Source organism: Krasilnikovia cinnamomea (genome assembly GCF_004217545.1).
In the GTDB taxonomy this organism is placed as follows: domain Bacteria; phylum Actinomycetota; class Actinomycetes; order Mycobacteriales; family Micromonosporaceae; genus Actinoplanes; species Actinoplanes cinnamomeus.
Genome location: NZ_SHKY01000001.1, coordinates 2,117,368 through 2,143,531, shown reverse-complemented (window position 1 = coordinate 2,143,531; position 26,164 = coordinate 2,117,368). Strand labels below are relative to the sequence as shown.

Below are 26,164 nucleotides of genomic sequence, written 5' to 3'. Positions count from 1 at the left end.
CGCGGCGGTGCCGCCCGGGGGGCCGCTGCGGCCTGCCACCCTCATCAGGAAGCCGCGCTGACCGCGTCGAGGTTGACCGTGAACGTGAACGGGGCGCCCTGGCAGGCATCCGCCGCGTCGGCGACCATGTGCAGCGGGCCGTCCCAAGTGATCTTCGCGGTGGCCGGTGCGTCGTCGCTGCCGGCGGGCACGGTGACCTTCGCCGGATCGGCGGGCAGCGGCGCGGAGTTCACGATGTCCACGTTGTCCCCGGCGTCGCAGCCCGGCACCGACGAGTCGATGTCGCTGAGCCGGATGTGGGTGATCCGTACCGGGAACTGGTTCCTGTTCTGCACCGTGAGCAGGACGGCCGTCGTATTGCCCGGGGTGAGGCCGGTGGCGGGCAGGCCCGCGCTGGTCACCTTCAGCTCCACCACCGAGCCGGCCTTCGCCTGGGCGTTGCCGGAACCGGTCAGGCTCCAGGCCGCCCAGGCCGCGCCGGCAGCACAGAGGCCGACCAGGGTGGTGACGGTGATGGCGGTGGTCCGTCTGCTGAGCTGGCGCATGCGCGCGGTCCTCCTGCGAAACTTAGGTGCGCCCCGGGGTCGTCGGGACCACGACCCGGGGCGCGGGAAACTGATGAGGCGCCATCCGGTGGAGGCGGATTCGGTGCCACACCACATTCCCCGACTGGGGGCAGACCTGCGATCGGGCGTAGGTGCGCGGTTGCTTGCGCATGATGCCCTTTGCGAGGCCTGTCCGGGTTAACCCGCAGGAGGGACGCGACGGGATCGGGCCGTCGGCGTCAGGGATGTACGGCGCGGTGCGCCGAGCCGGTCCCGTCGTACGCATCATCGCCCTCACCCCGCTCCTGCGCGTCGTTGTCGCGCCGCCCTCCCGAGGGGGCGGACACGGCGTCTTGCTAGGAAAACGCAGCTCGCGGCGGTGCGGAGATCGGGCGTACGTGCTCCGGTGGGTTCCGATGCATCGGTGATGGCTGCCGTTCCGGATTAACCCGTTCGTGTCAGCGCACACGAAGAACCGCCCTACCGCCGGCTCGGCGGTAGGGCGGTCTCCGATCTGATCAGGCGGCCGAGGAAGCCCTGCGGCGCCGGATCGTCCTACGGGTGATGACCACACTGCCGGCCAGCGCCATGGCGCCGAGTCCGGCGATGGCCAGGCCCACGGTGTCCGACGACTCGTGCGCCGGCGTCAGGGCGGGGGTACCGCCGTTCGTGACGCCGGAGGAGAAGGCAGCAGGTGTGATGACGATGCTGCCCGAACCCTTGCGCTTGCCGATGACCGAGATGGACGCGGACGCCTTCTTCTTGGACGTCTTGCCCAGGGCCTGGATCGAGATCTTTCCGGCCTTGGAGGTCCGGACGTGGAACGCGAACTTGCCGTTCTTGTCGACCCGGAAGGTCGTCGTCTTCACGACCTTCCAGTGGCGCGAGCCCTTCGGAAGGAAGCGGATGGTGACAACCACCCTTTCCTTCTTCGTGAACTTCTTGCCGCTGACCCGCACGTTCACGCGGATCTTCACGACGCCCTTGTTCACCGTGAGCACCGGCGGGGGCGGTGGGTAGTACCCGGGCGGCACCCGGGTGGGTGCGCTCGGGGTCGCCCATGCCGCCCCGCCGGCGAACAGCGTGATGCCCATGGCCATCGCCAGCGACGCGACGAGCGCCGCCAGCCGTGCTGACGCTCGGAAGCGTCTCATGTTTCCTCCTTTCGGTTTCCCTATTAGGGGGTCAAACGCTGAACGATCGCTTCACGTCGACGTTGCGGTTTCACGTCCGGGTGCATGCGGGGCCCGCGGTGACGGTCGTCTTCCACGGCCGTACCCCGGGGGTCGTCCACAGCCGGGGCATGGTGCCCGCCGCCGCTCGTGGCTGATCGGCTGTCTGCAGAGTCACGTCGAACGTCTGGCTGGATCCGGGCCCCAGATCCACGGTGAACACGGCGACCCCGCGGTTCCGCTCGACGCCCGAGCCGAATTCCACCTCCTTGCCGTTGAGGGTCACGCCGACGATGCCGCCACCGATGGGACTGAAGACCATGGCATTGGTCCGCACGGTGTAGGGATCGCCGGAGAGCGCGAGGCCGGTGACATAGGAGGGCAGGCCCGCGCCAGGGGCGGTGGAACCCAGCGTCAGCTTCAGGTGCAGCTCGCGGGTGCCGTCCTCGGTGCATTCGCCGCCGCTCAGCGCGGCCGTCTGGGTGAGGTAGTAGCTGAGCTTGCCGCCGCTGCCGTCGTTCAGGAACACCCCGACGGTCGGCGCGGCATCGTCGTTGTTCGGCAGGCGCCCTTCGAGCACCGTTCCGGCGAGAGCGGCCTGCTCGTCACGGTCGGCGCTCCACATCAGCAGGCGGCGCTCACCCGCGGCGCGGGACAGCTCGGTGATGATGCCCTTCGGGTTGCCCTGGCCACGGATCAGCGCGTTGAAGATGTCCCGCGCGGCACCGGCGAAGTAGGCGTCCTGGGCCGACGGGTTGGGGTACTTCGCGTACACCTCGGAGAGCAGCAGCCGGACCGCGTTCTCCGAACTCAGCGACTCACCCGTGGGCATGCGCACCGGGCCGGTGACGCGCAGCAGGTAGGACAGGGCGACCGGGTCGGTGGCCAGCACGCCGTCGACCGCGATGCCGGAGTGTTTCGCGTACATGGTGCGCGCCAGCTCGGCGGCGGTCGGGAAGTCCGGGCTGAGGTTCACGTCGGCGGGAAAGATCGCGGGCCGTTCGGTGTACAGCCCTTCCTCGTCGACGCCGAGCGCTCGCACCGGGGTCGGGAAGGTGCCGATCTTCGCGGCCGTGCCCTGGTCCGTGATGGTCACGGCACCCGCGTCGGCGTGGATGACCAGGTAGGCGCCCGGCATGCCGCCGGTGGAGCGAACCTCGGCGTTGTTCTGGAAAAGCACGAGATACGTACGGGGACCGTTGGCGCCCAGCATCGGCGGCAGCAGCTTCGCCGCGCGGTCGGCGGTGGCGACGATGCGTTCCGCCTCGGCCAGGCCGGTGCGCAGTTCGGTGACCGCCGCGGCGAGCTTGTCGACCAGGCTGGTGGTGTCGATGTCGGCGACCCCGGCCTGGGCGCGGCGGATGACCGCGAGGCCGCGGGCGATGCGCGGGGCGGCGGCGTTGAGGGCGGTCAGGTCGATGCGGCCGTTGCGCGGGGCGAGGCGGTGCGGGTCGAGCCCGGCGGCCACGTCGAGCAGGGCGGGCAGGCCGTTTCCGGCCAGGTCGTCCAGCACGTACGCGACGGTGCGCACGGCCTGCAGGTCGTCGCCGATGAGGGGGAGGTGGCCGGTGAGGGTCCAGCCGAAGCCGCCGGTGGATTCGCGGGCGGCCTTAGTCTCGCTCTGCAGCGCGGCCAGGGTGCCCCGGGCCGCCGAAACGTCGCCGCGCTGGACCTGCTGTTGCAGCTGGACGAAGAGACCGGCGGCGATCTGCAGGTGACCCTTGGCGCGCCAGCCGTCCACGCCGACCCAGCCCAGCGACATGATCAGTGCCAGGACGAGGCCTGTAGCGGTCAGCAGGTGCCAGCGTTGGAGCTTGAACCCGCCGCGTTCTGGCTTCTCGGGTGGTTTGCCGGGCGCCCGCCGTACCCTTTTGAACTCGATCTTGGGCGGGGCCTCCGGTGGGGTGAAGGCGTATCGGGCGGGGCCGGCCGGCGGCGTTTGAGGCTCCTGGCCTTGCTGACCTTCGTGCTCCACGGCAAATGAATCCCTACGGACGACGGCGCGCGCAAGACGCGTCATGTGTTGAATACGACATATGGATGATCCGCGCAATACAGTGCATAGCGGACTAACCGAAACACCCACCTTTATTGACTAACGGGCGTAGCCGCCCCGGGGATGTTCGGCCTACCCCGACGCGGTGAATTTGCCGTCGTGGGTGTGGCGTACCGACTCCTTCGAGGACTGTCCGATACCCCGGGGGCGGGGCGTCGTTGGTCGTCGGTGAATCGATCGTTTCCCAGCGATGCCTGCTGAACAGCGGGTGAACGGGAGGAACCTTCTTGTTGCCCACCCTCCAGGACCAACGTTTCCTCATCACCGGCGGCACCGGATCGTTCGGCCAGACCATGGTCGCCCGACTGCTCAACGCCGGGGCGGCGGAGGTGCGGGTCCTCAGCCGCGACGAGGCCAAGCAGGACGACATGCGACGCCGGATGCGCGACGAGCGGGTTCGGTTCTACGTCGGCGACGTCCGGGACCTCGACTCGGTGACCAAGGCGGCCGTCGGGGTGGACTACGTCTTCCACGCTGCGGCGCTCAAGCAGGTGCCCTCGTGTGAGTTCTTTCCGCTCGAGGCGATCCGTACCAACGTGCTCGGCAGCGCCAACGTCATCGAGGCGTGCGAGCGCAACGGTGTGCGGTCCGCCGTGCTGCTCAGCACGGACAAGGCGGTGCAGCCGATCAACGCCATGGGCATGAGCAAGGCGCTGATGGAGAAGGTTGCCCAGGCGCACGCCCGCAACAACCCCGATGCCGCGACCAACGTCTCGTGCGTGCGCTACGGCAATGTCATGTACTCGCGCGGATCGGTGATCCCGCTGTTCATCGAGCAGATCCGCGCCGGGCAGCCGATCACGGTGACCGAGCCCGCGATGACCCGCTTCCTCATGTCCCTCGAGGAGTCGGTCGAACTGGTCGAGCACGCGTTCACCCACGCGCAGCCCGGCGATGTGTTCATCCGCAAGGCCTCCGCGTGTACGGTGGCCGACCTCGGCGCCGCTCTGTGCAATCTGTTCGGGGTGCCCGCCAAGATGAACATCTTGGGCATCCGGCACGGCGAGAAGATGGCCGAGACGCTGGCCAGCCGCGAGGAACTGGAACACGCACAGGACTTCGGCGACTTCTTCCGGGTCCCCATCGACAGCCGTGACCTCAACTACGCCCTCTACGTCGACCAGGGCGAGACCGAACGCGAGACAATCTTCGATTTCAACTCCGCCAACGCACCGCGGCTGACCGTGCCCGAGGTGGAGAAGGTGCTGCTGGCCTTGCCTGAGGTGCGCGTCCAGCTCGCCGCCGCGGGACGTTCCTCGGACCTGGTGGACGCCTGATGTCCGGCACGCTCGCGCTCACCGGAGCCGGTGGCTTCCTCGGCTGGCACGTTCGCGTGCTGGCCCGGGCACTGGGCCTGCCCGAACCCGTCCTCATCGGCCGCGACGATCTGGCGAGCCCGGAACGCCTGGCCGGGCTGATGAACGGCGTCGACCGGGTCGTGCACGTGGCCGGGATCAACCGGGGCGAGCCCACGGACGTCGCCGACGGCAACGTGGCGCTCGCGCGGAACCTCTGCGCCGGGCTGCGCGCCTGCAACACCCCGCCGAAGCGGATCGTCTTCGCCAACTCGGTGCAGGCCGGGAACGGTACGCCGTACGGCGACGGCAAGGCAGCCGCCGCGGTGCTGCTGGCCGAGACGACCCGGTGGCTCGGCTCGCAGTTCGACGACATCCTGTTGCCGAACCTGTTCGGCGAGCACGGTCGCCCGCACTACAACTCCGTCATCGCCACCTTCTCCCGGATCCTCGCCGAAGGCGGCCAGCCGCGGGTGGACAGTGACCGCGAGCTCGACCTGCTGCACGCCACCGACGCCGCCGCCCTGCTGCTCGGCGAGGACGCGCCGGGCACCGCCCGGCGGTCGGTGCGGCAGCTCGCGGAGCAACTCACCGACTACGCCGAGACCTACCGCCGCGGCGAGATACCGGCGCTGCCGGACCGCTTCGACGTGCGGCTGTTCAACACGTACCGATCGCATCTGGCCCCTGCGGCCGTGCCGCTGCCCCGCCACGCAGACCAGCGCGGCGCGCTGGTCGAGGCGGTGAAGGTGCACAGCGGGGGAGGGCAGACGTTCTGCTCCTCCACGGTCCCCGGGGTAACCCGCGGACAGCATTTTCACCTCGCCAAGGTGGAACGCTTCGTGGTGGTCAGCGGCGAGGCCGAGATCCGGATGCGGCGGGTGCTGCACGACGACGTGGTCACGTTCCGGGTCACCGGGGACGAGCCCGCCCTGGTCGACATGCCCGCGATGTGGGCGCACAACATCACCAACGTCGGCGCCGGGGAACTCACCACGCTGTTCTGGGCCAACGACCTCTTCGACCCCGCGCATCCGGACACGTATCCCGAGGCGGTGTGATGCGAATCGGGATCGTCTCGCAGTGGTTCCATCCGGAGCCCGCGCCCATCCCCAGCAACCTCGCCGAAGACCTCGCCGCCCGTGGGCACGAGGTCCGGGTCCTCACCGGTTTCCCCAACTATCCCGACGGCAGGCTGTATCCCGGCTTCCGCCAACGGTGGAGGCACGTGTCGCGGACTGCGGGTATCACCACCCGCCGTGTTCCGCTGTACCCCAGCCACGACGGATCCGGGCTGCACCGGGCCGCCAACTACCTGTCCTTCGCCGCCACCAGCGCGCTGGCCGCCCCGCGCTACCTGAGCGGCGTCGACGTGGTCTACGTCTACCTGACCCCGGCCACCGTCTTCGCCGCTCCCGCGCTGCTGCGACTGCTGTGCCGGGTCCCCGCGGTCATCCACGTCCAGGACGTCTGGCCCGAATCCGTGACGTCGTCCGGCATGGCTCCCCAGGGCGTCGCCGGGCGGCTCATCGAGCGGTCGCTGCACGCGATGATGCGTCGCGTCTACCGGATGTCCGCGGGCATCGCGGTCATCGCGCCCTCCATGCGCGACCTCGTGATCGCGCGGGGCGCCAAACCGGAGCGGGTCCGCACGATCCTCAACTGGGCCGACGAATCGCTCTTCCATCCCGTGCCCGACGCCGCGGCCGCTCGCCGCGAGATCGGCCACCGTGGGAAAACCACCATCATGTACGCCGGCACGATGGGCCCCTTCCAGAACATCGAGGCATCCGTGCGCGCCGCCGCGGCCACCGCGGAGGACGTCGACCTCGTGCTGGTCGGTTCGGGCATCGCGGAGGAACCGGCCCGCCGGCTCGCCGACGAACTGGGCGCGACCAACGTACGGTTCCTCGGCCGCCGCCCGGCCACGGACATGGCGGCCCTCACCGCCGCCGCCGACTACCAGCTCGTGACCCTGCGCGACATGCCCATCTTCCGAGGCACCATCCCCTCCAAACTGCAGGGCGCCCTTGCCTGCGGCGCGCCCGTGCTGGTGTCCGTCCCCGGCGACTGCGCCACCCTCGTCGAGGAGAACGGCGTCGGTCTGGCGTGCCCGCCCGACGACTGGCGGCTGCTGGCCGACCGGTTCCGGCAGGCCGCGAAGGTGCCCGCCGAGGAACGCCGGGAGATGGCCCGCCGCGCCCAGCACCTCTACCAGGCCCGGATGTCACGAACCGCGGGCGTCGATCAGCTCGAGGACCTGCTCATCGCGGCCGCCACCCGAGAAGGAGACCAATGACCAAGGTCATGACGGTTGTGGGTACCCGGCCGGAGATTATCCGGTTGTCCCGCGTCATCAGCCGCCTCGACCGCACCGTCGATCACGTCCTGGTGCACACGGGCCAGAACTGGGACCCGATGCTCAGCGACGTCTTCTTCGACGAGCTGGAGCTACGCAAGCCGGACCGCTTCCTCGGCGTGGACACGGCATCACTGGGCACGGTGCTCGGAGGGGTCCTCGCGGGGGTCGAGCAGGCCATCATCGAGGAGCGGCCTGACGCGTTTCTGGTGCTCGGCGACACGAACAGCTGCATCGCGGCGCTGATGGCGCGGCGGATGAAGGTGCCGGTCTACCACATGGAGGCCGGCAACCGGTGCTTCGACCAAAACGTGCCGGAGGAGACCAACCGGCGCATGGTCGACCACGTCAGCGACTTCAACCTCGTCTACACCGAACACGCCCGCCGCAACCTGCTGGCCGAAGGGCTGCACCCGCGCCGGATTCTGCACACCGGCTCACCGATGCGCGAGGTCCTTGAGCATTACCGGCCGAAGATTGACGCCAGTACGGTGCTGCGCCGCCTGGAGCTTGAGCCGGGCGGGTACTTCCTGGTCAGCGCGCACCGGGAGGAGAACGTCGACGACCCGGGGCGGCTCGGTCGGCTGCTGGACTGCCTGCGGGCGGTGCGCGACCAGTGGGGGCTGCCGGTGCTGGTGTCGACTCACCCGCGGACGCGCAAGCGGCTGGAACAGCGCGTCGACGACCCGTCGACGCTGGAAGGGATCGTCTTCCATGAACCGTTCGGGTTGCTGGACTACGTACATCTCCAAATGGAAGCTCGGTGCACCTTGTCCGACAGCGGCACGATAAGCGAGGAAGCGGCGATCCTGCGGTTCCCCGCAGTTACCTTGAGAGACTCGATTGAGCGGCCAGAGGCATTGGATACCGGTTCCATAGTGATGTCGGGACTGGACGCCGCTGGTGTCCTTGCCGGCATTTCTATCGTGTCTGATCGAAACAACATGGCCTCACCTCTCTGTCCTGCCGACTACCGCGTCGCTGATACGTCTCGGCGGGTCGTCACGTTCATCAGCTCAACCGCTCGAGCTCACCATCAATGGGCCGGAATCCGTGTCTAGAGAATTTTGCGCGCCTTCCGGCCTCGAGTGTGCGATCCGCCGCCAATTCTAGATCGACGCATGTGTTCTAAAGTGGTCGTGTTCACCGGACTGGCATGACCCTCCATGTTCCGACGTTCGAGTCCGGTGGACTGAGGTGCTTCCGTGCCGCGACCACGCGTCTGGCGAATTATCTATGCCGTCACGATCGCATTGATGCTTTGCGCAGCCTCGTCGCAGCCAGTACTCGTCTCTACCAGCTACTATCCAAGGTATGCTGCGCTGCTAATACTGGCCGTTGTGACTTACCAGGGGCACCGGGCCAGGGTCATTAACATCAAAATGATGACGCGATCATCGCGCTTCCTTGTTCTCGGCATGTGGTTGGCAGTTGCAACCGGGGCATTGAGCTCTCTATGGTCCGTTGACCCAATCTTGACCCTGCAGCAGTCGGCAGCGCTGGCGGTGCTCGCTGGGACAATCCACGCAGTGTTGTCGAGGCGATGGACCAACAAGCGCTTCATTGAGGGGGATCTAGCTGTTGCATACTGGGTGCTTATCGCCTTCTTTGCGCTCGGCTTCGTGGGGCGCGCGATTGGTTTGCCAGGAACTCAATCGGTGGCTGGTTTCAACGGCTTTCAGCTTGTCGAGTTGCGATATCAGGGCCTCGCGGGAAATCCAAACATGCTGGCCGTTCTCGGCGTCCCTACCATTCCGATTGGATGGCACCTGTGGCTGCATTACCGCAAGGTCTCCTACCTTTTAGGGCTAGTTCCCGCAATATTTTCTGTGTTGATGTCGCAGTCTCGGACCGCGATGCTTGCAATTGCAGGCGGAGCGCTTCTCGCGTTGCTACGTCGGGGTCCGCGCGTCGCGTTCTCGGCCACAGCCGCTGGCACTGTTCTGATCGGACTCGGCTATGCTTCAGGCGTCGTCGGGCTTGTATTGTCGTCCCAGCTGCTTAATTCAATCGCCGATAGATTTGAATCTCGTGAGGGCGGTGGGGTGCTCAACGGACGAACTGCTGCGTGGGCGGAGACGGCGGGGCTTATCCAACAGCGGCCCGTGACGGGCTGGGGCTACTCAGCCGGGCCTCGCCTTTTCGAGCAGTTACGGGCGTCGGGTGACCTGGCATTCGGTCGTGATGTCGTCCATAACAGCTACCTCCAGTGGCTCCTGGAGACAGGTGCTATCGGCATTGCGGCTATCCTGGCCCTTGTTGTAGCTTGCCTGATCGCCGCATGGAAGTGCAGTGCGCAGGGTCGTACGTCTGGCCTTGCTTGGTGCCTGATTGCCGGCCTGGTCATGCAATTTACCGAATCCGCGATGCTCGGCACAGGTCAAGCCTATCCGGTGGTATTCTGGGTGGCTGCGGCTGCGGCAACCACCCACGCCATCCACGATGCAGCTACGCCAGCCCTAGCACATGCGCGATAATATTGCGGCTATCGGCCTTTGACTTCCAGCGCATATATGCCGCACCAGCTGCTCGCTTGGCTTCCCACCTTTGGTCAACGGTAGCATTGACTGTATTTTCAACGGCCTTGCGGAAACTCTCGATCGTCAACTTCGCGACGGCACCGCCACCGCCCTGGAGAACTTGAGTCCACGATGTCTGGTCCGAGCAGATCACCGGGCATGACGCCGATAATGACTCAGCGATTACATGGCCGAAGTTCTCCCCTAGCGTTGGCAGCACAAGCGCGTCGTAGCCGGCCATCGTGCTTCGAACCGCTGTGTATGGCAGAGCGCCGCGGTAGGTAGCCCGCACGGCGGGCGGCAGAGTGGCGATGATGTCCTGGCATCGCCGCCAGTATGGCTCGTCCTCGACCGGTCCGTAGATATCGAGTTCGACGCGGCAATCGATGCCCTGCAGCGCGGTCAAGGCAAGGTCAAGGTTCTTCATTCGGGATATCCGGGACAAGAATAGGAGGCGGGGCGTGTCTTGCGGCCGGATCGCGCAAAGACATTCACTCGGCAAGTCGCCCTGGTCGTGGCACACCTCGATGCGGGAATTCGGCCAAACGGAGCGGATGTCGGCGGCCTCGAGCTGTGATGTCGCATGCCAGGTCACGTCCAGGCCATGTAGAAACCGAAGCCAGATCTTCAGGAATGCGGCCTTCTTGCCAGACTTCAATGACAAGGCGCCCTGAGACAGCTCCCCTCGCGGTGCGATGAGGATCTTGCTCGCCGTGATTCCTCCTGTTCGGGCGGCGAGGACGGGCATGATCGAAAAGCGCGGATTGAACAAACTGTTCACATAAAGGAGATCGAAATTCCCCTCGCGCAGCCTGTCTGCGAGTACCTGCCGCTGCCGTCGGTTTGCCGCATCGACGTAGTGGACGGTTGCCGGGCCTCGCTGTATCCGAGCGCCTGATAACCCGGAATACGGCGCAGGGTCGCCAAGGTCCCGGTCCGAGGTTACCAGGGTCAGCTTCACCTCCTGCGGGATCGTGTCGACGATGCGGGCCACCGACCTGATCGGGCCGCCTGCCTTGAAGCCAGGCTCGAAGTACTGTGACATTGCGAGGACGTGAAACTTGGCCGGTTCACGGGACACTGTAGCTCCGATACATCTAGGAAGCTCTACCGATGAATTAACGACTCAACTGCCGAGGGGGGACGACGTGTCGTCACACACCGATGCCCCGTTGAACCGTTGTGCAGTCTCGGTTGGAAGGTCACACGCAAAGAACCCCAGCGGCCCCACCTCCGGGGCGGTCCGCGCCGCGGCGGGTAGCGGCTAGCTTCTTCGCCGCGCAGTTGGCTACTGGCGCTGGCGCGCTGGTGGTCAATGTCCTGTCGGCGCGCACTCTCGGGCCCGAGGGGCGGGGCCAGATCGCATTGTACTTGCAAGTCGGTGTCATTGCGGGTGTGGCGCTGCTAGCTGGCGTTGACCGCTCCTATCCGGCCATTGTTGTTTCGAACCCTACTCTGGGCACTGCCCTTCGGGACTTACGAAGGCTCATGCGCCCAGGCCTCATCGCGTGTGTCGGAGGGTGCAGTCTGGTCGCGCTGTGGCTGGCGTCGCAGGGTAGCGCTGAAGCATTGCCGACCGCGTTGACAGCGCTCCTAGCGGCCGGGTCCGCACTCGGATCGGTTGTGCGCAGCGCTGCCGCGGCTTCGGGGGTGAGTAGGTCGTTCCTGATCGCGACGGTTTCTGGGCAGGGCGCGCTTGCCTTTCTCTCCGTAATCTTCCTGGCCGCAGGAATTGGAGCACCGACCGTCTGGTTGATCGCGTATGGCCTATGCCTGCTTGTGCCGTTCCTGGTTGCGGGCCGCCCGGATCGGGATGCTGCACCCAATAGCCTGGGCGAGACCCGCAGGGTGGGGTTACGCCTGAGCCTTTCGATGGTGGCCGGTATGGTGATGTTGCGCTCCGACCGCCTTCTGCTGCCTGCCTTGGCTGGATACGGGCAACTTGGTATCTACGGCACCATCGCCACGATCACTGAGATGATTTCGCTGCCGGTGCAGGCGTACGTTGACTCGCACGTTCCAGCTTGGCGGCGTGCCCATGACGCTGGAAAATTGAACCGGTGGCGGCCCCTTGCTGCAGTCGTCGCATTCTCCCTGTCGACTGCGGCGGCAGTCACTCTCGTGGTGCGGGCGCTAGTCGTGCCCGCACTTGGCGAGCAATACAGGTCAGCCATTCCACTTGTCCTTCCCCTCGCCATTGCAGCCGCCCTGTATGCGGTCTCCCGTGCTGGCGTGGGGTTGGCGGTCGCATCGGGCAAGACGCGCGCCGTCGTTGCCGTGGACATGACTGCAATGACTACTTCGGTAGCGGGCTATCTGATCCTCATTCCGGATCATGGAGCAGCAGGAGCGGCCATTGGCTCGATAGTTGGGTACGGCATTGCGGCGCTAATCGCAACCGCAGTGGCCCTCGCAGCGAGCCGCACCGATGGGGGCGGGTCGTGATCGACGTCCTTTGCCCGGTCCCGAAGCCCGTCCGCCGACTGGGGTGCCCCTCGTTAGTGCTAGCCGGGATGACCGGTAGGTTGAACGGTGCTTAGCGCGGGCGCTCAAAACTCCTAACTTAACCGGTGCGTCGGTTTGACCTGACCTTTGGTGTGCTCGTTTGGGACGGCATGAGGAAGCGCGATTCAATCCTGGCTGGTCGACGACGACCTCCGGACCGGAATTGAGCCGTTGACCCCGAAGCGCCGGCCCCGGTCGGGTCCTGGTTGTCTACCAGTCAATGGCCGCAAAGTGCTGTGCGGCATAAGTTGGTTCTTTACACCGGCATCCGTAGGCAATGGCTACCCGACGAGCTCGGCTTCGGCTGCGGCATGACGTGCTGGCGGCAGCTGCGCGACCGGAACAACGCCGGTGTCTGGTGACGGCTACATGAGATTCTGCTGGCAGAGGTGCAGGCTGGACATGTCGCGGGCCGTGGTCGACTCTAGCCACATTCGGGCGCTCAAGGGCGGCCCAAGACCGACCGGAGTCCCCTAGCGCGAACGCGGACGACCCCGCCAGCGGGCTCGCATGGTTTACGCCGACCGCAGCTACGACCATGTCAGGACCGGGCAGGTCCGCGAGCTAGGCATCACCGCGGTCATCGCGCCCCGCGGCACCGAGCACACGGCTCCGGGCTCGCTCCGGGCAGGGCCGGTTTCGCTGGGTCGTCGAGCAGACTTTCGTGCCGCTGCACTGGTTCCGCGGTCTTCGCATCCGCTAGGAGGTCCGCGACGACATCCACGAATTTCCACCCAAGCTCGGCTGCCCCCTCATCTTCCGGCGCCGCCTCCGAACCACAAGAGTCAGGAGTTCTTGTACTCGACGGCTCCAGTAGCGACGAAAGCATGGCATTTGCCTCAGGGTCGTGCAGGCACGCCCTTCACCGTTGCCCCTTCCGGAACGTCACGTACGACGCAGGCCCCCGCACCGACGATCGCCCGAGATCCGACTCGAATTCCCTGTATGACGGCGGCCGTTGTGCCGATGAGTACGGTGGACCCGATACGACACGAGCCGGAGACGGCGCCTAGTGGATTCACCTGAGTGCAGTCCCCAAGATCAGAGTCGTGACCGACCGTAGCGTTCTGGTTTAGGTGAACGTGCCGCCCGAGTGTCACATTTGTTGTGACTCGTGCGCCAGCGAAGAGCACGACTCCGGCTCCAAAGCGGTTGTCCAATCCGGTGCTTGAGTTAGGGTGGATCAGCGTCGCAGCCGGGAGTGAGAACGGGTCAATTCGGTCGGCGATGCGTGCACGTACGCGCGGATCGCCGACTCCGATTACGTATCGAGCCTCTAGCTCGGCGAGTGCGGCGACGGGTCCCAGATGGTCGGCTCCGAGGCGCCGGATCAGCCGCAGATCAGCATCACTGGGCTGATCGTCGACGAAACCGGAGACTCTCCAAACTTTGTCCCCATTGGCTTCGTTAATCGCCGAAACGATTCCGAAGACCTCCCGGCCATGGCCGCCGCATCCGATGATGACGAGAGGTTCAGGCATTGCCCGACCGTCCGTCGACCTGTGGCCCGCTTCCCATGAACTCTGGCATGGTCGCGGTCCCCGCGGCCGAGATGCCCTCGCGGCGCAGCACGGTGACCAGCGTCGCGGCGCAGATCCGGGCGTTGAGGACGATGGACCGGTGGTCCACGTACAGCACATCCAGGGCGAACTTCTCCTCCCAGCTCAACGCGTTGCGGCCGTGCACCTGGGCCAGCCCCGTGACGCCGGGACGCACGAGATGCCGGCGGTGCTGCTCCGGGGTGTACCGGTCTAGGTAGCGCATCAGCATGGGCCGGGGCCCGACGAGGCTCATCTGCCCGCGCAGGACGTTCCACATGGTCGGCAGCTCGTCCAGGCTGGTGCTGCGCAGCAGCCGGCCGAACGGCGTCATCCGGTCGTCGTCGGTGACCAGGCCACGCTGCGGATCCACGTCGAGCATGGTGCGGAACTTGACCAGGGTGAACGGAACCCCGTACCGGCCGGGGCGCGGCTGGCGGAACAGGATCGGGCTGCCGAGTCTCACGCGGACGAGTACGGCCACGACCAGCATGACCGGGGAGAGGGCCGCGAGCACGGTGAGTGCCACGCAGACGTCGACCACTCGCTGGGTGATGTCGGTGGCCCGCCTCATCTGCGCCCCTCCAGGAAACCCGTGATGCTGTCGATGACCTTTCGCACCGCGGGATCGGTGAGCGCGGAGCCGCTGGGCAGAGTGAGGCCCTGTTCGAAGAGTTGCTGAGCCACCCCGCTGAGTGTGGTGCGGGCGCCGGCGAACACGGGTTGCAGGTGCATGGGCTTGAAGACTGGTCTCGTCTCGATGCTCGTCCCGGTGAGGTGGCCCGCCAGGTCCGCGGCGGTCCACCCGGTCCGGGTCGGGTCCACCACGATGCTGGTGAGCCAACAGTTGGCCCCGGCATCGTCGGCGCCGAGCAGGCGTACACCGTCGGTCGCGGCGAACAGCTTGGCGTAGCCGTCGCGGAGCGTCCGGCGGCGGGCGATCATTCCGTCGAGGCGTTGCAGCTGAGCGCGTCCGAGCGCGGCCAGCAGGTTACTGAGCCGGTAGTTGTACCCGATGTCGACGTGTTCGTAGTGGGCGACCGGCTGCCGCGCCTGGGTGGACAGGTAGCGGCACCGGTCGGCCAGGGCCGCGTCGTCCGACAGCAGCATGCCGCCACCGGACGTCGTCATGATTTTGTTGCCGTTGAACGACAGCACCGCGGCACGCCCGAGCGATCCGGCCGGACGACCACGATAGGTGGAACCCAGTGCCTCGGCGGCGTCCTCGATCACCGGCACGCCGTACCGGTCACACAATGGCAGCAGCTCGTCGTAGTCGGCGCAGCGGCCGTACAGATCGACCGGGAGTACGGCGCCCAGCCGCCGTCCCGTACGTTCCAGCTCGGTGCACAACGTCGCCAGCAGTTCGGGATCGATGTTGCCGGTGTGCGGGTCCACGTCCACGAAGACCGGCTCGGCTCCGGTGTACGCGACCGCGTTCGCGGTGGCGGCGAAGGTGAGGGTGGGTACGGCGACCAGGTCACCAGTGCCGACGCCGAGCGCCATCAGGGCCAGGTGCAGGGCGGCCGTGCCGGAGCTGGTGGCAACCGCGTGGGCTACCCCGCAGCGTTCGGCGATTTCCTGCTCGAATGCGGTGACCGAGGGTCCGGCTGGGGCCACCCAGCCGGAGCGCAGTGCCTCGACGAGGTATGTCTCCTCCAGGACGCCGACGTCAGGTGGGGATAACAGGATCTGATCTGTCAACGTGACGCATCCTTCCGAGGCCCGTTGGCCCGGTAGTCGGGGCCGCGGCGCGGGCGGCCAAGTGAGGGGCGCACAGCGGCGCCAGATGAGGAGTGAGCAAGGTGGACGACGACCGGTTCGAAATTCTGTTCGTGTGCCATGCCAACCTGTGCCGGTCGCCGTTGGCGGAGCGCCTGGCCCGGCGGGCACTGCAGGACGCGTTCGGCCCAGCGGCCCGGGCGGTACTGGTGTCCAGCGCGGGCACCCACGCGTTCGAAGCTCCCGCGATGCACGAGGGCAGCGCCGCTGTGCTGGCAGAATGCGGTATTGACGCGGGCGGGTTCACCAGCCGGCGGCTGCGGGAGTCGATGGTGGCGAACGCTGATCTGGTGCTCACGGCGGGGCGGGAACAGCGGGCCAACTGCGTGTCGCTGGCGCCCAGCGCACTTCGCCGCACCTTCACGCTTCGCCAGTTCACCCGGCTGGTCGCTGCGGTCCGGCCCACGCCCGACCTTGTGGCTGGGCCGGTGCCACGGCGCCTGCACGTACTCATCGACCGAGTGCACGACACCCGGCACCTGGTGCCCGCAGTCACGGCCGCCGAGGACGACCTGCCGGACCCCGTGAACCGGCCGATCGAGGCGTTCCGCGACTGCGCGGCCGAAATTTGGCAGTCGTTCGGCGCGGTCGTCGGCGCCATCGCGGCACCGCGACGCGGATCCGGCGAAGTCATCGCCGGATCCTGAGCGTCGACATCGACATCAGGCCGCCCTCACGTCCCGTCGACGGCTGGTGGGTGTGCGGCAGCCGGATCTCGGTAGTGGGAGCGTCGGCCCCGGATCGGCTGTGCCGGGCCGGGCGGGCCGGCGCCCGTCCCATGGCCGGGGCGGCCTCGAGCGGCTTTGGAGGTGCCGGCAGCTTGCCCAGGTTGCGCTTGGCAGGGATGACCGGTGCATGCAGCGGGACGGCGGGGGCCAGGTCCTCTTCGGAGGGGCCGTAGCTGTAGTACGCGTACGTGCCGCCACCCTTCCTGGGCGTCATGTTGAGCACACACCCGAGTAGCCGGGCGCCGACCGCGGTCAGCGCGCCGGCCGCCGACCCCGCCTGGGCGGTTGTTGTCTTGGCGTGCCGGGAGACCAGGATGCACCCGTCGGCGAGGGTGGCCATTACGGCCGCGTCGGTCACCGGCAGCAGCGGAGGTGTGTCGATGATGACGACATCGAAGGCGCTGCCGAGGCTGGTCAGCAGATCCGCCATGTTGCCCGAGCCGAGCAGCTCGCTCGGATTCGGCGGCACGTACCCGCTGGGCAACACCCACAGGCCGCTGCCACCCCACGACTGCACGACGTCGCGGACGTTCGCCTGACCGGCTAGGACGTTGGTGAGTCCGACCGCTCCTTCGAGGTCGAGATACTGTGCTAGCCGTGGGCGGCGCAGGTCCGCGTCGATGAGCAGGACGCGCTTGCCGGCCTCGGCGAACGCGATGCCGAGGTTGCAAACCGTGCTGGACTTGCCCTCGCCGGGAAGTGCGCTGCTGACGACGAGGCTGCGCAAAGGTCGGTCCACATTGACGAACTGCAGATTCGTCCGCAGCTGCCGCAAGGCCTCGGCCCGGGTCGACTGCGCACTGCCCTCGGTGATCAGCGGCGACTTTTCCGCCTTGCCGTCGAACGGGATGGCGCTGAGCACCGGCGCTGACGTGGCCTTGTTCAGCGCCTCCGGCGAGCGGATGGTGCTGTCCAGCGACTCGCGCAGCGCTGCGAACCCGATCCCGATGAGGAGCCCCACGACGATCCCGAGGCCGACATTGCGTACGGGCTGGGGAGAGACCGGAGCGTCAGCCAGTTTCGGCTCGGCGATCACCTTTACTCCAACGGTGGCGACCTTCGCGCCAGGCGGCGTTTCCAGCTTCTCGATCAGCAGCGGGAACTGAACCGAGAGGATCTGGGCGAGCTGCAGCGCCCGTGCCCGGTTCTCGTCCGTGACCGTCGCCCGTACCAGGACGGTGTCGGGAACGACCTGTGCGGTGATCTCCGACTGCACCGCTTCGGCCGACAGGTCAGTCTGCCCGGTGGCCACGATCGACTGAGCGAGCCGGTTGCTAGTGAGTACGTCGACGTACGACTTCACCCGTTGCTGGGAGAACAGACCGCCCTGGTATGCGTCGGACACGGCGGTTCCCCGCGTGCTGACGAAGAAGCTCGCGGAGGCCGCGTACTTGGGCGGGGTTAGCAAGGTGATCGTGATGGCGACACCGACGGCGACGGTGGTTGTCCCCACCACCAGCCACCAACGCTTGCGGATCGCGCGCAGATAATCGCGCAGGTCCATTAAGGAGCCTCCTCGTAATGTACGTCCCGGTATCCGCCATTCGGTCAGTTCGGACTGGCCGAACTGCGCATGTGTGTCGCTTGGTTTTGCGCGTTGTCCCTGTCGAGCCCGTCGCGCAGCGGGGCTCGACAGGGACAACGCCCCATAGCGCGTTTGATGATGGTCTGCAGCGCAAAAACTCCGATGGATGTCTAAGAATCACCCAGAAGAGGACGCATGAATTTTGCAGCGATGATCCAGCGGCGCAAAAGCCCAGTTCAGCGACCTCGTACACTCGGTCCATGGTTGATCGACGCGAGCGCTTGGGCGTTTGGTCTACTGGCCGCAATCCTCGCGCGATACGACCTTGACCCCGCGGCGTCACCCATGTTGGCGACCCTGGTCGCTATCGCGTGCGCCATTACCTTACAGACGGCAATTGGCCACCAGCAGTACCTTTATCGCGGCCGTTATGGCTTCGGCACCTTCGAGGAGGTGCGCGCGGTGTCCACCACCGTTCTCGCGGTGGTCGTGGTCCTTTCCGTGGTCGACCTGCTGGTGCCCGGACGGCCGATGCCGCTGAGCGCCCCGTTGCTGGGCGGTCCGGTCGCGCTCGTGGTGATGCTCGGCGTGCGCTACCTGCGCCGCCTGCAGACCGAGCGCCGGCTCCGGCCCGATGCCGCGCAGGCCACGCCGGTTCTTCTGTTCGGTGCGGGCGCGGCCGGGCAGCGTCTGCTCCGCTCGCTGTTGCAGGACCCGAGCGGCCAGTACGTGCCGGTCGGGCTGCTCGACGACGACCCGGCCAAGCGCCACCTGCAGGTCAGCGGCGTACCCGTCCTCGGCGCCCGGGAAAACATCCCGGACGCGCTGACCAGCACCGGCGCCCGGACGCTCATCTTCGCGGTGGCCAACGCCGACGGCTCGCTGATCCGGCACATCCGCGGCCTCACACTGGGCGCCGGAGCCAGCTTCAAGGTGGTGCCGTCCGTGAGCGAGTTGCTGGACGGCCGCGTTCGGGCGTCGGACGTGCGAGACGTGAAGGTGAGCGACCTGCTGGGACGGCACCAGATCGACACCGACCTGGAAGCGATCGCCGGCTATCTCAAGGGCAAGCGGGTGCTGGTCACCGGCGCCGGCGGCTCGATCGGCTCGGAACTGTGCCGCCAGCTCGACCGTTTCGAACCCGCTCAGCTCATGATGCTCGACCGCGACGAGTCCGCCCTGCACGCGGTGCAGCTCTCGCTGCGCGGCCGCGCGCTGCTGGACAGCCCGGACCTCATCCTCGCCGACCTGCGCGACACCGAGGGAATCAAGGCGCTGTTCGAGGAGCGCCGTCCCGAGGTCGTGTTCCACGCGGCGGCGTTGAAGCATCTGCCGCTGCTGGAGACCCATCCGGGCGAGGCGGTCAAGAGCAACGTCTGGGGCACCCAGACCGTGCTGGAGGCCGCCGCCGCGGCGGGGGTGGAGCGGTTCGTCAACATCTCCACCGACAAGGCCGCCAACCCGAGCAGCGTGCTGGGCTATTCCAAGCGGATCACCGAGCGGCTCACCGCACACGCCAGCACGACCAGCGACGGCACGTTCCTCAGTGTCCGGTTCGGCAACGTCCTGGGCAGCAGGGGATCGGTTCTCACCGCGTTCGCGGCGCAGATCGCCGCGGGCGGACCGATCACGGTCACCGATCCGGACGTCACCCGGTACTTCATGACCGTCCAGGAGGCGGTGCAGCTGGTCATCCAGGCCGCCGCGATCGGCCGCGACGGCGAGGCACTGGTGCTCGAAATGGGTCAGCCGGTGCGCATCGCGCAGGTCGCCAAGCAGATGGCGGAGCAGGCCGACACGCCGGTCGAGATCGTGTTCACCGGGCTGCGGCCCGGCGAGAAGTTGCACGAGGAACTCTTCGGCGAGGGTGAACAGGATGCCCGCCCGCTGCACCCGCTGATCTCACATGTGGCGGTTCCCCCGTTGGATCCCGCCGACGTTCGCGTGCTCGCTCCGTACGCGGAGAACGGCCAGGTCGTCAAGGAACTGGCCGTGCTGTGTGATGCCACGAGGGCCGAGGCGCGGATCACCCGCCAGGTCTCCTCCGCCGACCGCTCTCGAGAGATCGTCATGACCCTGGGTCCGAACGCCGCATAGAGATGCACCTTCGGACCACAGCGCAACCGCCTCGGGAGAGTTGAGCAGACATGCGCTCCACCGGACGAATCGTTGATATGCGTGCGCACCACGCGAATCGGCTTCACAGCAGCATGCCGGTCCAGCGCGCGGTGGCGGACGCCTCCTTCGCGTACGACACCGCCGTCGTCGGCCTGGGCTACGTCGGCCTGCCCACCGCGCTCGCCCTGCACGACAGCGGCCTGCGTGTGCTCGGCCTCGATGTCAGCGAGGCCCGCATCGCCGACATCCGTGCGGGCCGGGCGGACCTGCTGGCCGCCGACCGCCAGCGGCTGGCATCCGCGCTCACGACCGGCCCGGACGACGGATCCTTCGTGCTGACCAGCGAGGCGGGCCGGCTGCCGGAGGCGGAGACCGTACTCGTCTGTGTGCCGACGCCGATCGACGAGCACCTCGCGCCCGATCTCACGGCCCTGCGGGCGGCCTGCCGGACCGCGGTGGAACATGCCGTGCCCGGCCAGACCCTCGTGCTGACCTCCACAACGTACGTGGGTTGCACCCGCGACCTGCTCGTCGGGCCGCTGCGGGAGCGCGGCTTCGAGGTCGGTGTCGACATCTTCGTGGCGTTCGCGCCGGAACGCATCGACCCCGGCAACGACCGCCACGTGCAACAGCAGGTGCCGCGCGTCGTCGGTGGCGTCACGTCGGAATGCGTGAAGCGGACCGCCGCGCTGCTGGAGCACTGCGCGGGCTCCGTGCACGCGGTCAGCAGCGTCGAGGCCGCCGAGATGACCAAACTGTACGAGAACACGTTCCGCGCGGTGAACATCTCGATGGCCAACGAGTTCGCGGACATCAGCCGCGGCCTGGGCCTCGACATCACCGAGGTCATCACGGCGGCGGCCACCAAACCGTACGGATTCATGCCGTTCTTTCCGGGCCCCGGCGTCGGCGGGCACTGCATCCCGTGCGACCCGCACTATCTGCTGTGGCAGTTGCGCGGCGACCGGGTCAGCTCGCCGCTGATCGAGACCGCGATGACCCTCGTCGCTGGGCGGCCCACCAAGGTGGTGCAGCGCGCCGTCGAGGTGCTGGCGGAACGGGAGACGTGCATCGTGGGCGCGCGGGTGCTGATCCGTGGGGTGGCCTACAAGCCCGGGGTCGCCGACGTCCGCGAGTCGCCCGCTCTGGAAATCATCGAGCGGCTGCGCCGCGCCGGTGCCCGGGTCTGGTTCACCGACGAGCTGGTCGACACGGTACGGGTGGCAGGCGTCGAGTTGACCTCGGTCGTGGAGCCGGGTTCGACGGACTGGGACCTGGTCATCGTCCATACCGTGCATCCCGGGGCGGATGTCTCCTGGCTGAGTGCCGTTCCGGCGGTGCTGGACACGACGTATCGGCTGGGGGAGCTGACACACCGCAGCGTGCTCTGAGCACCGGCCCCTCGGACATGGCACCGCGTGGGTCTTCCCGCGTGCAAGGCGCCATGTCCGAGGGTGATCCCCTACCTACTGCCACAGTCCATCCTTCGCCGGTTCCACCTCACCGATCCGACGGACCTCAACCTCGGCGCTCGCCGCCCCCGTGACAACCCTGCCTGGCCCGAGGTGGGCATCTTCGGGCACCGCATCAACTGGCTCGGGGTCTCCCGTTGCCGCCTGACGAAGCCGGAGTAAAGACAGCCACTCAGGTTTCGCCGTCGTGGCGGCTGTTGTCGGTCAACAGGGTGCCTGCCAGGCGGCGCACCAGTGCGTCGCTGCGGCCGTCGGCGTCTGCGATCAGTCCGGAGCGAAGCAGCGACATTCCCTCGAGCAGGCCGACGAAGACTCGCGCCCGTGCGTGCGCAGTGCTGGCGGGCACGTTCGGCGCGACGGTGCTGATCAGCTCGGCGACCGCGGTGAGATAACGGTCGTAGAAGCCGCGCACCGCCTGCGCCACGGCTGGGTCGTGTGCGGCCATCGCCCAGAGTTCGTAGAACACCGCGGCGATGTCGCGGTCGCACTGCTCAGCGAGCAGCATGTCGATGGCCGCGTGCGGGTCCGCCGGCGCGGACAGCGGGGCGCTGATCCGGTCGGACGCGGCGCTGAGATGCCGGTCGAGCAGGGCGGTGACCAGGTCGGCGCGAGTGCGGAAGTAGTACTGCAGGTTGCCCAGGCTGATGCCGGCAGCGGCGGCGACCGACCGTACGGTGAGCGCGGCATGGCCGTGCTCGACCAGGATCCGGGCGGCGTGGTCGAGCAGCGCGTGGCGCCGCGCCAGGCCCTTTGCGGTGCCGGGCGTGCCGGGGCGGCGCTGGCTCATGCCGCCCGCTCGGTGTTGTGGGTGGCGAACTCCGCGTCCACGTCGACGCCCAGCATCCGCAGGTCGGCGAGCAGGTCCGGCGTGGCGGCCAGTTCGGGGAAGGCGACACCGGCGCTGGCATCTGGGTTGAGGGCGTCGCGCAGCGACAGCAGCGCACCGACCGCGGTGAGATGCGCCTGGCCCGCGGGATCCCGGACCGTAGCGGCGACGGCGCCCTCACGGCCGGCGACGTCGACGCGCAGTCGCGCCTCGCCGCCGGAGCCGGGGCGGTGCAGCAGCGCCCGCCGCAGCCCGCGCAGGCGCTCGCCGGTCGCGATCCGGAAGAAGCCGAGCCGGCGCAGCGCCAGCAGGCCGGCCGTCGCCGAGCCGTCGCTGAATCCGAGCCTGGTGACCGCCTGCCGGAGGCCGAGGGTCAGCGGCAGGGTGAACTGTTCCGGAGTGTCGATCCGGGCGACCTTGACCAGGTCGGCGCCGATCGCCACTCGACGCACATCGGTCAGGGGCGTCACGGTGCGCTCGGCACCGGTGGCGCCCGCCTCGAAATCGAGGCCGAGGCGGTCCATGAAGTCCACCGAGTCGGCACCGGAGCGGTCGGCGGTGTCGTAGCGCACCGCGACGTCCACGTCCACGGCGCCGCCGACGAGTCCGCCGAGGTGCCCGGCGAGGCGGGGAACCAACCCGCCCATCCAGCCGGAGGAGAGCATCACGCAGGCGCCGCCCGGCTGGGCGGCGACCACCGCGAGCGCCCGCTGCAGCCGGGCCGTCCAGCGCGTCACGTCGACATACGGGATAGCGGCGGCCAGGCAGGCCCGCATCGCCGTGTCGGTGTTGTCGTTTGCCACGGTCACGACCGCCCGCACAGCGACGTCGGGCACCACGGCCGAGTCCAGATCCCACCGCAGGACGGTGACGCCGGGCTCGGTGGCCCCGGCGCGTTCGGGGTGGCGCCCAGTCAGGACGAGAGGCCACTGCCCGTGGTGGCGGCGCAGCAGCGCGGTGAGTTCGCGGCCCACCACGCCGTATCCGCCGGCGAGCAGCACCGGCCCGTGTGGATCGAATGTCAGCATGAACCACACATTAGGTCACCTGACCTAGAAGCGCCAGCTGAGGGTGTCGGTAAGGAACGTGTCAGGAACCGCAAACGGAGGCGGCTCTCCCCACGCGCCTGTTCCTCAACCTTCTCGACCATGGGCGAGGGCGGATAGGCGGTTGCGGGTTCCGGCTCGTTGTCAGTCATACGCCCAGGGGCGGGACGACGCGCTCGACGCCAGAGCATCCCCCGGGCAGGGCTCAGCCTCGCCGCCGTCGCTGAGCTGCATCTTCGCGACCGCGAATCTCTTTAGATGGGCATGTGGCCTGCCGATAGGCCAGGCGACCAGACCCGGTTTTGAGTGCAACCGTTAGGAAACCTTCCTGGACCCGGGGGTGCTCCCCCCGACCCCGAATCTTCTTCATGTGACCGGCCGACGTGGGCCGGACCAAACGGAGGAGATTCGCTTGAGCCGCAAGGTTCGCAAGGCCGTCACCCTGCTCGGCGCGATGCTGGCCGGCACCACCGCCGTGATCGGCGCCGCCGGAGCCGCGCACGCCGCCCCGGCGAAGGCGGGTAAGACGACCAAGCCCACCGCGCAGCGCTGCGTCACCGACGCCAAGCTCGTCCCCTCGTGTGGGGTGCTGTGGGGCGCCGCCGCGGGTGGGTTCACCAGCGCGCCGCGTGACGCGGAGCTGAAGAAGTGGGAGAAGCTGTCCGGTCGTACCGCGTCGATCTTCCACACCTACCACAAGGGTGACGAGGTCTTCCCGACCAAGAGCGAGATCGCCATGACCTCGGATCCGGCCAAGCCGCGGGTGCTGCTGGTCAACTGGAAGGTCGCCTACGGCTCCACCTGGGCCAAGGTCGCCAAGGGCGAGCAGGACGCCCGGATCGACAAGTTCGCCCAGCGGGTGAAGAGCACCTACGGCGACAAGAAGTTCTTCCTCGTGCTCAACCACGAGCCGGAGAACGACGTGAACCCGCGCAAGGGTTCCGGGATGGAGGCCAAGGACTTCAAGGCCATGTACCGGCACACCATCGCGCGCCTCGACAGCAAGGGTGTGGACAACGCGATCAACGTGATGGCGTACATGGGTAACGAGAAGTGGATGGCGCAGTCCTGGTGGAACGACCTGTACCCGGGCGACGACGTGGTGGACTGGATCGGCCTGGACTCGTACGTGTCCGCGGAGAAGGGCTACTACCACTACGGCCAGTTCGCCGACCTGCTTGACCGTAAGGCCAAGGGCGGTAAGGGTCAGGGTGGTCTGGGCTGGTACGACTGGGCGGTCAAGAACCACCCGTCGAAGCCGATCATGATCGCTGAGTGGGGTGTGTACCACCGCATCGGCCAGCCGGTCGACAAGACCGCCGGCTACAACAGCGTGCTGCCGGAGCTGGCCAAGCGGCCCGGGATCAAGGCGATCGTGTACTTCGACACCAAGCACGACGACGAGGGCAACCGCGACATCAGCATCGACTCCACCAAGAAGAACCTGGCCGCGTTCCGGACGCTGGCCGCGAACCCCATCTTCAACGTGAAGATCGCCTGACCCAGGAGCACACAGCAACCCCACGAGCCGCCCGGCACCAGCCGGGCGGCTCGTGCCATGCCCGGCCCAGCGCGAGGGCAGCGGCCGGGTGATTCTGACGGTCTAACTGTCCCCCGGACGGCTCCACCGCAGCCACAAGCGTTACTGGGGTGGATGGCGTTGAGGCGCTGCGCGGCCAGCCGGTAACTCCCCGGTTATGCCAATTGCCGGGGTCATATTGGACAGGAACTGAATCATCATGGTGGGGCCAACTAACAGCCTGCCTTCAATCCCTAGCGGAAGCCGGTGAGCAACAGCAGGACGTATCCGACCGCGGTCAGCGGCAGGGTCAGCAGCAGTGCGATGCCCCGCTGGCGCCAGGAACGGCACACCAGGAGGGTGACCGCCACGCCGGAGGCGAGAAGGACGGCGATGTACCCGACGAGCGACGCGGTCTCATAGTTGGGGTCGCCGATGCGCCGGCCCTGCATCACGGCCTCGGCGAACAGCACCGCGCCCGGCATGGCCGCGGCGGCCAACCGGACGAGGCCGTCCCCGGTCCGCGCCAGGACGCCGGCCGCGCCGAACACCGTGCCGGCCACCACGCCGAGCCCCATCCAGAGCAGCGCGACCGCGTTGTACATGTTCGCCGGGTTGTCATTCTGGATCAGCGTGGCAGCGAGGTAGTAGCTCGGCACCGCCACAACCAGGCAGATGGCGCCACCGAGAATGCCGGCGGAGAGCGTCCATCGGTTACCGAAGGTGAGCAGGAACGCGACGACCGCCCAGACGGCGATGGAGTTGCCCAACTCGCCGAACGGTGACGGTACGTACTTGATCCAGACGAAATCGAGGACCCCGAGCGCCACGCCGGCCAGTGGTGCCACCAGGGCAACATTTCGGCTTTTCACCATGATCACTGTACTGGAGAGGGCAAAGCTGATCGACGCTCCACTGCAGACGGAGTCGGCAAGGGCACCGTTCAGGAATCCAATCCCTGGTTCACCGAGTTCGGCCCGCGAGGCGAGGTCAGCCAAGCGGACTGGTCGACGAAGATGCTTTCGGTGTCGGGCTACGGCTTGAAGTGCAGAGCCATGTACGCCACCGAATACATAGAGCTCGTGGCCGAGCTGACAGGAACGGCCGACCACACGCAGTCACATCGGCAGACCCGGCCAAGTCCGGATCTGCCGATGTC

At 67.5% G+C, this 26,164-nt stretch carries 21 protein-coding genes; 10 read left to right on the top strand and 11 right to left on the bottom strand.

Features of this window, described 5'->3' with window-relative positions; all coding sequences use genetic code 11:
• Nucleotides 1–44: 44 nt before the first annotated feature.
• The 3 genes from EV385_RS09480 to EV385_RS09470 form a co-directional block, all read right to left on the bottom strand.
• Complete coding sequence (locus EV385_RS09480; protein WP_130509130.1) at nucleotides 45–545, bottom strand: hypothetical protein; 501 nt, start codon at nucleotides 543–545, stop codon at nucleotides 45–47.
• Nucleotides 546–1,063: 518 nt separating this feature from the next.
• A complete protein-coding gene (locus EV385_RS09475; RefSeq protein WP_130509129.1) occupies nucleotides 1,064–1,699 on the bottom strand; it encodes a hypothetical protein in 636 nt (211 codons plus the stop codon).
• Between the two features lie 70 nt (nucleotides 1,700–1,769).
• Nucleotides 1,770–3,692, bottom strand: a complete 1,923-nt coding sequence (locus EV385_RS09470; RefSeq protein WP_130509128.1) for a DUF4012 domain-containing protein — start codon at nucleotides 3,690–3,692, stop codon at nucleotides 1,770–1,772.
• A gap of 308 nt (nucleotides 3,693–4,000) precedes the next feature.
• On the opposite strand from EV385_RS09470, the gene EV385_RS09465 reads away from it, so the two are divergent.
• The 5 genes from EV385_RS09465 (at nucleotide 4,001) to EV385_RS09445 (ending at nucleotide 9,904) form a co-directional block, all read left to right on the top strand.
• Nucleotides 4,001–5,050 (top strand): polysaccharide biosynthesis protein, encoded by a 1,050-nt coding sequence (locus tag EV385_RS09465; RefSeq protein WP_278044971.1) that lies wholly within the window; start codon nucleotides 4,001–4,003, stop codon nucleotides 5,048–5,050.
• Complete coding sequence (locus EV385_RS09460) at nucleotides 5,050–6,129, top strand: polysaccharide biosynthesis C-terminal domain-containing protein (RefSeq protein ID WP_130509127.1); 1,080 nt, start codon at nucleotides 5,050–5,052, stop codon at nucleotides 6,127–6,129. Before EV385_RS09465 ends, EV385_RS09460 begins: the two co-directional genes overlap by 1 nt.
• The gene (locus EV385_RS09455) at nucleotides 6,129–7,367 is read left to right on the top strand and encodes a glycosyltransferase family 4 protein (RefSeq protein WP_130509126.1); all 1,239 of its coding nucleotides are present in this window, start codon (nucleotides 6,129–6,131) and stop codon (nucleotides 7,365–7,367) included. Before EV385_RS09460 ends, EV385_RS09455 begins: the two co-directional genes overlap by 1 nt.
• Entirely contained in the window at nucleotides 7,364–8,488 is a 1,125-nt protein-coding gene (gene wecB, locus EV385_RS09450) for a non-hydrolyzing UDP-N-acetylglucosamine 2-epimerase (RefSeq protein ID WP_130509125.1), read from the top strand. Before EV385_RS09455 ends, wecB begins: the two co-directional genes overlap by 4 nt.
• 279 nt (nucleotides 8,489–8,767) lie before the next feature.
• Entirely contained in the window at nucleotides 8,768–9,904 is a 1,137-nt protein-coding gene (locus EV385_RS09445) for an O-antigen ligase family protein (RefSeq protein WP_165449432.1), read from the top strand.
• Here EV385_RS09445 and EV385_RS09440 read toward each other — a convergent pair.
• Complete coding sequence (locus tag EV385_RS09440) at nucleotides 9,876–11,027, bottom strand: glycosyltransferase (protein ID WP_130509123.1); 1,152 nt, start codon at nucleotides 11,025–11,027, stop codon at nucleotides 9,876–9,878. The two genes, EV385_RS09445 and EV385_RS09440, sit on opposite strands and share 29 nt — an antisense overlap.
• A 569-nt stretch (nucleotides 11,028–11,596) precedes the next feature.
• Here EV385_RS09440 and EV385_RS09435 point away from each other — a divergent pair.
• Complete coding sequence (locus EV385_RS09435; RefSeq protein WP_130509122.1) at nucleotides 11,597–12,391, top strand: lipopolysaccharide biosynthesis protein; 795 nt, start codon at nucleotides 11,597–11,599, stop codon at nucleotides 12,389–12,391.
• Nucleotides 12,392–13,290: 899 nt separating this feature from the next.
• Here the strand turns inward: EV385_RS09435 and EV385_RS09425 are convergent.
• From EV385_RS09425 to EV385_RS09415, 3 genes are read right to left on the bottom strand one after another with little or no spacing between them, the layout of a single operon-like run.
• Nucleotides 13,291–13,932: an acetyltransferase gene (locus EV385_RS09425; RefSeq protein WP_130509121.1), complete on the bottom strand. Its 642-nt coding sequence runs from the start codon at nucleotides 13,930–13,932 to the stop codon at nucleotides 13,291–13,293.
• Nucleotides 13,925–14,563 carry a sugar transferase gene (locus EV385_RS09420; RefSeq protein ID WP_165449431.1) on the bottom strand — a complete coding sequence of 213 codons (639 nt, stop codon included), beginning with the start codon at nucleotides 14,561–14,563 and terminating at the stop codon, nucleotides 13,925–13,927. Before EV385_RS09420 ends, EV385_RS09425 begins: the two co-directional genes overlap by 8 nt.
• A complete protein-coding gene (locus tag EV385_RS09415; RefSeq protein WP_242624795.1) occupies nucleotides 14,560–15,693 on the bottom strand; it encodes a DegT/DnrJ/EryC1/StrS family aminotransferase in 1,134 nt (377 codons plus the stop codon). Before EV385_RS09415 ends, EV385_RS09420 begins: the two co-directional genes overlap by 4 nt.
• 101 nt (nucleotides 15,694–15,794) lie before the next feature.
• Between EV385_RS09415 and EV385_RS09410 the strand changes: the two genes are divergently transcribed.
• Entirely contained in the window at nucleotides 15,795–16,418 is a 624-nt protein-coding gene (locus tag EV385_RS09410; RefSeq protein WP_130509120.1) for an arsenate reductase/protein-tyrosine-phosphatase family protein, read from the top strand.
• On the opposite strand, the gene EV385_RS09405 is transcribed toward EV385_RS09410, so the two are convergent.
• On the bottom strand, nucleotides 16,402–18,003 hold the full coding sequence (locus EV385_RS09405) for a tyrosine-protein kinase domain-containing protein (protein ID WP_130509119.1): 1,602 nt from the start codon (nucleotides 18,001–18,003) through the stop codon (nucleotides 16,402–16,404). The genes EV385_RS09410 and EV385_RS09405 overlap by 17 nt on opposite strands.
• A 483-nt stretch (nucleotides 18,004–18,486) precedes the next feature.
• Here EV385_RS09405 and EV385_RS09400 point away from each other — a divergent pair, with 483 nt between their 5' ends.
• Both EV385_RS09400 and EV385_RS09395 read left to right on the top strand, forming a co-directional pair.
• Nucleotides 18,487–20,121 (top strand): polysaccharide biosynthesis protein, encoded by a 1,635-nt coding sequence (locus EV385_RS09400; protein WP_423203031.1) that lies wholly within the window; start codon nucleotides 18,487–18,489, stop codon nucleotides 20,119–20,121.
• 113 nt (nucleotides 20,122–20,234) lie between these two features.
• A complete protein-coding gene (locus EV385_RS09395) occupies nucleotides 20,235–21,533 on the top strand; it encodes a nucleotide sugar dehydrogenase (RefSeq protein WP_130509118.1) in 1,299 nt (432 codons plus the stop codon).
• 253 nt (nucleotides 21,534–21,786) lie between these two features.
• Here the strand turns inward: EV385_RS09395 and EV385_RS09385 are convergent, their stop codons facing one another.
• Together EV385_RS09385 and EV385_RS09380 are read right to left on the bottom strand one after the other, a co-directional pair.
• Nucleotides 21,787–22,401 carry a TetR/AcrR family transcriptional regulator gene (locus EV385_RS09385; protein ID WP_130509117.1) on the bottom strand — a complete coding sequence of 205 codons (615 nt, stop codon included), beginning with the start codon at nucleotides 22,399–22,401 and terminating at the stop codon, nucleotides 21,787–21,789.
• The gene (locus EV385_RS09380) at nucleotides 22,398–23,468 is read right to left on the bottom strand and encodes a saccharopine dehydrogenase family protein (RefSeq protein WP_130509116.1); all 1,071 of its coding nucleotides are present in this window, start codon (nucleotides 23,466–23,468) and stop codon (nucleotides 22,398–22,400) included. Before EV385_RS09380 ends, EV385_RS09385 begins: the two co-directional genes overlap by 4 nt.
• A gap of 430 nt (nucleotides 23,469–23,898) precedes the next feature.
• Here EV385_RS09380 and EV385_RS09375 point away from each other — a divergent pair, with 430 nt between their 5' ends.
• Nucleotides 23,899–24,987 (top strand): glycoside hydrolase family 26 protein, encoded by a 1,089-nt coding sequence (locus EV385_RS09375; RefSeq protein ID WP_242624794.1) that lies wholly within the window; start codon nucleotides 23,899–23,901, stop codon nucleotides 24,985–24,987.
• A 272-nt stretch (nucleotides 24,988–25,259) separates the two neighbouring features.
• On the opposite strand, the gene EV385_RS09370 is transcribed toward EV385_RS09375, so the two are convergent.
• Complete coding sequence (locus EV385_RS09370) at nucleotides 25,260–25,880, bottom strand: DUF6518 family protein (protein WP_130509115.1); 621 nt, start codon at nucleotides 25,878–25,880, stop codon at nucleotides 25,260–25,262.
• Nucleotides 25,881–26,164 lie beyond the last annotated feature (284 nt).